The sequence below is a fragment of the Cupriavidus sp. 8B genome, assembly GCF_054589115.1.
In genome coordinates this window covers 23385-30392 of the sequence record NZ_BAAILO010000118.1, presented here as the reverse complement: position 1 = coordinate 30392, position 7008 = coordinate 23385, and the positions used below count along the sequence as shown (strand labels likewise).

Genomic DNA, 7008 nt, shown 5'->3' with positions numbered 1-7008 from the left:
TTCCGCTCTTTTGGCTTGCCGACGAGGCGCCGCATAACGGGAGATTCAAACCTTGACGGCTCGCTTCGCATCGCTCTTGGGTGATTTCCGCCTGGGCGGCGGAAATCACGGCTACACCGAATGGTTCTCCATTCCCGCCGGTTTGCTCCCCCCTCCCACTTGTGGGAGTGCAACCGGGGGAGAGGGCGGGCGCTGGCTATGCGGCCGTGTGCGGGACAAGACCGAAGGCTTCGCTTCAAGTGGCTCCGAGCCACCCCTCTCCCCCTGAGGGGAGAGGGAGCGAAGGACGTCGTCACGATGCGCGGCTTTGGCCTGTTCGGCGGCTTCAGCTTGTGCATCAGGTTTGTCAGCGGTTTGACGCCCGCATGAAGCGGGCGCAGCTGGAACGTTGGTGCGGCCTCAGTGCCGGCGAACGCGCCGTAGTTCGTCGACGATCAGCAGCACAGCGCCCACGGTGATGGCGCAGTCCGCCACGTTGAACGCCGGCCAGTGGTAGTTGCGCACGTAGAAGTCGAGGAAATCGACGACGTGGCCGTACACCACGCGGTCCACCACATTGCCAATGGCGCCGCCAAGGATCAGCGAGATCGCGAAGCAGAACAGGCGCTGCCCGGTATGGCGGTACAGCATCCAGATGATGAACAGCCCCACCAACACGCCCAGGCCGGTGAAGAACCAGCGCTGCCAGCCGCCGGCGTCTGCCAGGAAGCTGAAGGCGGCGCCCTTGTTATAGACCAGCACCAGGTTGAAGAAGCGGGTCACCGGGCGGGATTCGCCGTAGGCGAAGGTCCGCACGATGACGATCTTGAAGAACTGGTCGAGCACGATCACCAGCAGGGCGAACGCCATCCACAGCAGTGGCGTGGTGTTGCTGCCCTTCGAGCCCTTGCTGCTGGCGCGTTTGGTGCCGCGCACGGTGCGCGTGGTGGTAGCGGCCATCAGGCATGGCTCCTGTGTTCACCGGCGCCGAACAGGTTGCTGTCGCAGCGGCCGCAGAGGGTGGGATGGGCCGGGTCGCGGCCGACGTCGGCGCGGTAGTGCCAGCAACGCTCGCACTTGGCGTGCACCGAGGGCGTCACCGTGACCAGCAGGTCGCCGCCTTCCGGCGCCGGCGTTACCTTGGCGGCGGAGGTCAGCAGCACGAAGCGCAGGTCATCGGACAGGCTCTGCAGCGCGGCCAGCACCGGGCCACCGGCCTGGATGGTGACTTCGGCTTGCAGCGAGGAACCGATCTCGCCGTCCACGCGCACCGCTTCGAGCTGCTTGGTGACTTCGGCGCGGGCTTCGCGGATCACATGCCACTTCTGCAGCAGGTCGTCGGCCTGGTCGATCGCCGGCACTTCGTAGTAGGTGCTGGTGAAGATGGTGTCGGTGTGCTCGGTGCCATGGCCGAAGATCTGCCATGCCTCTTCCGCCGTGAACGACAGGAACGGCGCCATCCAGTGCAGCATGGCCTGGGTGATGTGGTACACCGCGTTCTGCGCGGCGCGGCGCTCTTTCGAGTTGGCCGCGGTGGTGTAGAGGCGGTCCTTCAGCACGTCCAGGTAGAAGCCGCCCAGGTCTTCCGAGCAGAAGGTCTGCAGCTTGGCGACCACAGGGTGGAACTCGTAGCCGTCGTAGTGCGACAGGATTTCCTGTTGCAGGCGGCCGGTCAGGGCGACGGCGTAGCGGTCGATTTCCAGCCATTCCGACGCCGGCAGCGCATGCTGCGCGTGGTCGTAGTCGGCCAGGTTGGCCAGCAGGAAGCGTAGCGTGTTGCGGATGCGGCGATAGCCTTCCACCACGCGCTTGAGGATTTCGTCGGAGATCGACAGCTCGCCGGAGTAATCGGTCGAGGCCACCCACAGGCGGATGATCTCGGCGCCCATCTTGTTCGACACGTCCTGCGGCGACACCGTGTTGCCGACCGACTTCGACATCTTGCGGCCTTCGCCGTCGACCGTGAAGCCGTGCGTCAGCAGCGCCTTGTAGGGCGGCTTGCCGTACAGCATCGACGCGGTCAGCAGCGACGAATGGAACCAGCCGCGATGCTGGTCAGAGCCTTCCAGGTACAGGTCCGCCAGGCGGCCGTCGGGCAGGTCGGCCGACGCGTCGTACAGGTCTTCGCGGTGGGAGCCGCGGATCACGGTCCAGTGCGTGGTGCCGGAGTCGAACCAGACGTCGAGCGTGTCGCGGTTCTTTTCATACAGGGCGGCGTCGGAGCCCAGCAGTTCCTTGGGATCCAGCGTCTGCCAGGCTTCGATGCCGTGCGCTTCCACGCGCTTGGCGATCTCCTCCAGCAGCTCCGGCGTGCGCGGGTGCAGCGCGCCGGTTTCCTTGTGCAGGAAGAAGGCCATCGGCACGCCCCACTGGCGCTGGCGCGACAGGGTCCAGTCGGGCCGGTTGGCGATCATGTTGTGCAGGCGCTGCTTGCCCCAGGCCGGGTAGAACTCGGTTGCCTCGATGCCGGCGAGCGCGGTTTCGCGCAGGGTCGGGCCGTTGCTGCCGTCGTCATTGACCGGATCCACGTCCATGCCCGCGAACCATTGCGAGGTGGCACGGTAGATGATCGGCGTCTTGTGACGCCAGCAGTGCATATAGCTGTGGGTGTACTTGTGCGAGTTGAACAGGTTGCCCGAGGCCTTCAGCACTTCGACGATCCTGGGGTTGGCATCCCAGATCTTCTGGCCGCCGAACAGCGGCAGCGTGCTGGCATAGACGCCGTCGCCCATGACCGGGCTGATGATGTCCCTGTCGTTCATGCCGTGCGCCTTGCACGACTGGAAATCCTCCACGCCGTAGGCCGGCGCCGAGTGCACGATGCCGGTGCCGGTATCGGTGGTGACGTAGTCGCCCAGGTAGACCGGCGACAGGCGGTCGTAGCCCGCGTCCATCTTGGACAGCGGGTGGTGGAAGCGGATTTCCGACAGCGCCGCGCCGGTGGTGGTGGCCAGCACCTTGCCTTCCAGTTCGTAGATCTTGAGCTGTTCTTCGACGCGCTCGGTGGCCAGCAGCAGGAAGCCGCGCGGGGTATCGACCAGCGCGTACTCGACCTCCGGATGCACGTTGAGCGCCTGGTTGGACGGGATGGTCCACGGCGTGGTGGTCCAGATCACGATCCAGCCGGGTTTGGCGGCGAGTTGCTCGGCCGGCACCTTGAAGGCGTGCGCCAGCTTGTCGGTCTCGGCGAAGGGGAAGCCCACGTCGATGGAAAGATCGGTCTTGTCCTTGTACTCGACCTCGGCCTCGGCCAGCGCCGAGCCGCAGTCGAAGCACCAGTTCACCGGCTTCAGGCCGCGGAACACGTAGCCCTTTTCCATGATCTTGCCCAGCGCGCGCAGCTCGTCGGCTTCGTTGCTGTAGTTCATGGTCAGGTAGGGGTGTTCCCAGTCACCCAGCACGCCCAGGCGCTCGAAGTCCAGCTTCTGGCGGGCGATCTGCTCGGTGGCGTAGGCACGGGCGCGCGATTGCACTTCCTGCACCGGCAGGCCCTTGCCGAACTGCTTTTCGATCTGGATCTCGATCGGCATGCCGTGGCAGTCCCAGCCCGGCACATAGACGGCGTCCAGCCCGGTCAGGCCGCGCGCCTTGACGATCATGTCCTTGAGGACCTTGTTGACCGCGTGGCCGATGTGGATGTCGCCATTGGCGTACGGGGGGCCATCGTGCAGGATGAACTTCTTGGCGCCCATGCGAGCGGCCCGGATCTTCTTGTAGAGCTGCTTGTCCTGCCATTGCTTGACCCACAGCGGCTCGCGCTTGGGCAGGTCGCCGCGCATCGGGAAGGGGGTCTCGAGCAGATTGACCGGGTACTTGCTTTTTTCGGGCTTGGCGCGTTTGTCGTTGGACATGTCGATTCTCGGGGCAATTCAGTTGGCGCGCGGCACTAGCTCGGCTGGGTGCGGGCGCGCGGTACGGCGTGGACCGGCTGCGGAGGGTGCCGCGGCCTGGCTTCGGGTTGGGGTAGCGACCCGGGTCCCGCCGCGCGGGAACGGGGCGCTAGCTAATTCGGTCGGTGGCGGAGGTGGCGAAGTCGCGGCTGCCCGCTGCCGGGGGCGTGCCCTCGGGCGAGCCCGGCACGGTCAGGCCGAAGAAGGCGCGGGCGTCCGCGCTGTCCTTGGCAATGGCGGCGGTCAGCGCCTCCAGCCCGTCGAAACGGGCTTCGTCGCGCAGCTTCTTCATGAACTCGACCCGGACCAGCTTGCCGTAGACGTTCTGCTTGAAGTCGAACAGGTGCACTTCCAGCAGCACCCGGCCGGCATCTTCGATGGTCGGGCGCACGCCGATGCTGGCCACGCCTGGTATGGCGTGGTCGGCCAGCCCATGCACCTGCACCACGAAGATGCCGTTGACAGCCGGCCGCTTGTGCGAGATGCGCAGGTTGATGGTGGGAAAGCCCAGGTCGCGCCCGAGCTTGCGGCCGTGGACCACATGCCCGCTGATGGCATAGCCATGGCCAAGCAGGCGGCGCGCGTGTTCGAGATCGCCATCGCCCAGCGCCTGCCGCACGGCGGAGCTGGAGATGCGCACGCCGCCTTCGGAGACCGAGCCCATCTGCTCAACGTCGAAGCCGAACTGGACGCCGGCCTGTTGCAGATAGGCGAAATCGCCGGCGCGCCTGGCACCGAAGCGGAAGTCGTCGCCGACCAGCAGCCAGCGCGTGTGCAGGCCGTGCCAGAGCACGTTCTCGACAAACGCTTGTGGGGATTGCGCGGCGAAGTGTGCGTTGAAGTGCTCAACGACCACGCGGTCGACACCGTTGCGGCGCAGGCTTTCCAGCTTGTCGCGCAGCAGCGCAATGCGCCTTGGCGCCTTGTCCGGCGTGAAGAATTCGCGCGGATGCGGCTCGAATGTCATCACGCATAGCGGCAGCCCGCGTGCATCCGCCGCGGCGCGCGCGCGGGCGAGCAGCGACTGGTGGCCGCGGTGCACACCGTCAAAATTGCCGATGGTAAGGGCGCAGGGCGCCCGGCTTTCGGCGTTGGGCAGGCCACGGAAGACTTTCACGAGGACGGCAACAAGCGTTTGGGTAAAGCGAGCATTATAAGGCGAATGGTGGACAAGTTTGGCCTGGCGGCGGTGGCGGGCATGCCGGCACTGGCGTTTTTGTGCACGGATCGACCCATTGTCGTGGCGTTGTGCCCCAAAAGGCGGCATGATATGGCGGATCGCACTCGCTGCCCCCAGCCCTCCCTTGAACGCGCTGCTAAACCGAATCCTGCCGCCGCCAGGGCCTCCGCTCGATACCGAAACGCGGGCCAAGCTGCTGGCGACCATCCATCGCGTCTCCCCCACCGCCATCGTCGCCTCGGTGGTGCTTCCGGCATTGACCGCGATCGCCTTCTGGTCGGCCGCCGATCACAGCGCCCTGGTGGGCTGGTGCGGCGTCATGCTGGTGCTGACCGCGGCCACCAGCTGGTTCTACTTCGGCTACCTGCGCGATTGCGCCACCATGAGCCGCTCGGCGCACACACGCAAATGGTGGGCCAATATGCGGGCGATGGCCTTCCTGACCGGGCTGACCTGGGGCAGCTCCGCGCTGCTGCATCTCTACACCGGCTCCACCGTCTTCTCCAGCGTGTTGTACCTGCTGGCGCTTGGCGTGCTGGCGGGCGGCGTCACCGCGCAGTCACCGGTGCCGTCCAACCTGGTCTATGCCGGCATCCCGATCCTGGTGCCCAATATCCTGCTGGCCGAGTACGCGTTCCCGGGGCATGGCACCTATGTGCAGTTGCTGCTGGTGGTCTACGCCATCATGCTCACGCGCCATGCCCTGAACCTGCAGCGCACGCTGGTGCGGGCCATCCAGCTGGAAAGCGACAGCCGCAGGCTGGCCAAGCAATTCCAGGAGGAAAAGGAGAGGGCGCTGCATGCCAGCGAGGAAAAGTCGCGCTTCCTGGCCGCCGCGAGCCATGACCTGCGCCAGCCGGTGCATGCGCTGGTGATGCTGGTGGAGGCGCTGCGCGCCCGCAACAAGTCGTCCTCGCTCCATCCGCTGGTGGAGCAGGTGGCCGCCGGCACCCAGACCATCGACCTGCTGTTCCGTTCGCTGCTGGATCTGTCCAAGCTCGAGGGCCGCAAAGTGCTGCCCACGTTGGAGCCGTGCGAGCTGAGCCACCTGATCAGCGAGGTCATGAGCCAGTTCGCCGCCGACGCGCGCGAGAGCGGCCTGACCCTGACCCCGCGCGTGCCCGAAGAGCTGTACGCCATGGCCGAGCCCGTGCTGCTGCGCCGCGCGCTGTTCAATCTCGTGCAGAACGCCCTGCGCTACACCCGGCGCGGGGGCGTGCTGGTGACCGCGCGCGAGCGCCGCAAGCATATCCGCGTGGAAGTGTGGGACACCGGGGCCGGGATTACGCCCGAGCATCTGCCGGACATCTTCTCGCCGTATTACCAGGTGCATAACCCGCAGCGCGACCCCTCACAGGGCCTGGGGCTAGGGCTGGCGATCTTCAAGGAATGCGTGCGGCTGATGCGCGGCACCTATGGCGTGCGCTCAGTGCCGGGCCGGGGATCGGTGTTCTGGTTCTCGCTGGCGCCGGTGGCGGCCGAGACCGTGGCCACCATCCGTACCGTGCGGGCCAATGCGCAGGCCGAGGACGCCAAGCCCGACCACCTGCGCGGCACCGTGCTGGTGGTCGACGACGACACCCAGATCCGCAAGGCGTGGATCGCGCTGATGGAAGCGTGGGGCATCGAGGTTGCCTGCGCCGCGCACGGCGCGGATGCCGACCGCCTGTTCCTCCAGGGGCTCAAGCCGGACATCATCTTCTGCGACCTGCGCCTGCCCGGCAGCGAGAACGGCCTGGACCTGCTGGAGCGCTGGCAGAACACCCAGCCGCAGGCGCGCAGTGCGCTTTTGTCGGGCGACCTGAAATCCGCCGCGCTGGCGGCGGCCGAGGAGGCTGGCTACTTCGTGCTGCCCAAGCCGGTCGATCCGGCCGCGCTCAGGCTGCTGCTCCGGCGCTGGCTGCGGCCCGCCTGAGCCGCGCATGCCTAAAAAAAATGGGCCGGCGCATGACGCGCTGG

The 7008-nt window shown here is 66.6% G+C and carries 4 protein-coding genes; 1 reads left to right on the top strand and 3 read right to left on the bottom strand.

Annotated features, from left to right (window positions below; genetic code table 11):
• Nucleotides 1-399: 399 nt before the first annotated feature.
• From lspA to ACYP5B_RS12775, 3 genes are all read right to left on the bottom strand, one after another.
• Nucleotides 400-939, bottom strand: a complete 540-nt coding sequence (gene lspA, locus ACYP5B_RS12785; protein WP_459569864.1) for a signal peptidase II — start codon at nt 937-939, stop codon at nt 400-402.
• Nucleotides 939-3830, bottom strand: coding sequence for an isoleucine--tRNA ligase (gene ileS / locus ACYP5B_RS12780; RefSeq protein WP_459569863.1), 2892 nt, complete (start codon nt 3828-3830; stop codon nt 939-941). The genes lspA and ileS overlap by 1 nt, the downstream gene beginning before the upstream one ends.
• A 148-nt stretch (nt 3831-3978) precedes the next feature.
• Nucleotides 3979-4986, bottom strand: coding sequence for a bifunctional riboflavin kinase/FAD synthetase (locus ACYP5B_RS12775; protein ID WP_400092764.1), 1008 nt, complete (start codon nt 4984-4986; stop codon nt 3979-3981).
• A gap of 148 nt (nt 4987-5134) precedes the next feature.
• Here ACYP5B_RS12775 and ACYP5B_RS12770 point away from each other — a divergent pair, with 148 nt between their 5' ends.
• Entirely contained in the window at nt 5135-6964 is a 1830-nt protein-coding gene (locus ACYP5B_RS12770) for a hybrid sensor histidine kinase/response regulator (protein WP_318234639.1), read from the top strand.
• The last annotated feature ends 44 nt before the right edge of the window (nt 6965-7008 follow it).

What these genes read in the sequence shown, in the direction of transcription:
- lspA (WP_459569864.1), bottom strand. Translation starts at nt 939, where the DNA reads ATGGCCGCTACCACCACGCGCACCGTGCGCGGCACCAAACGCGCCAGC.
- ACYP5B_RS12770 (WP_318234639.1), top strand. Translation starts at nt 5,135, where the DNA reads ATGATATGGCGGATCGCACTCGCTGCCCCCAGCCCTCCCTTGAACGCG.
- ileS (WP_459569863.1), bottom strand. Translation starts at nt 3,830, where the DNA reads ATGTCCAACGACAAACGCGCCAAGCCCGAAAAAAGCAAGTACCCGGTC.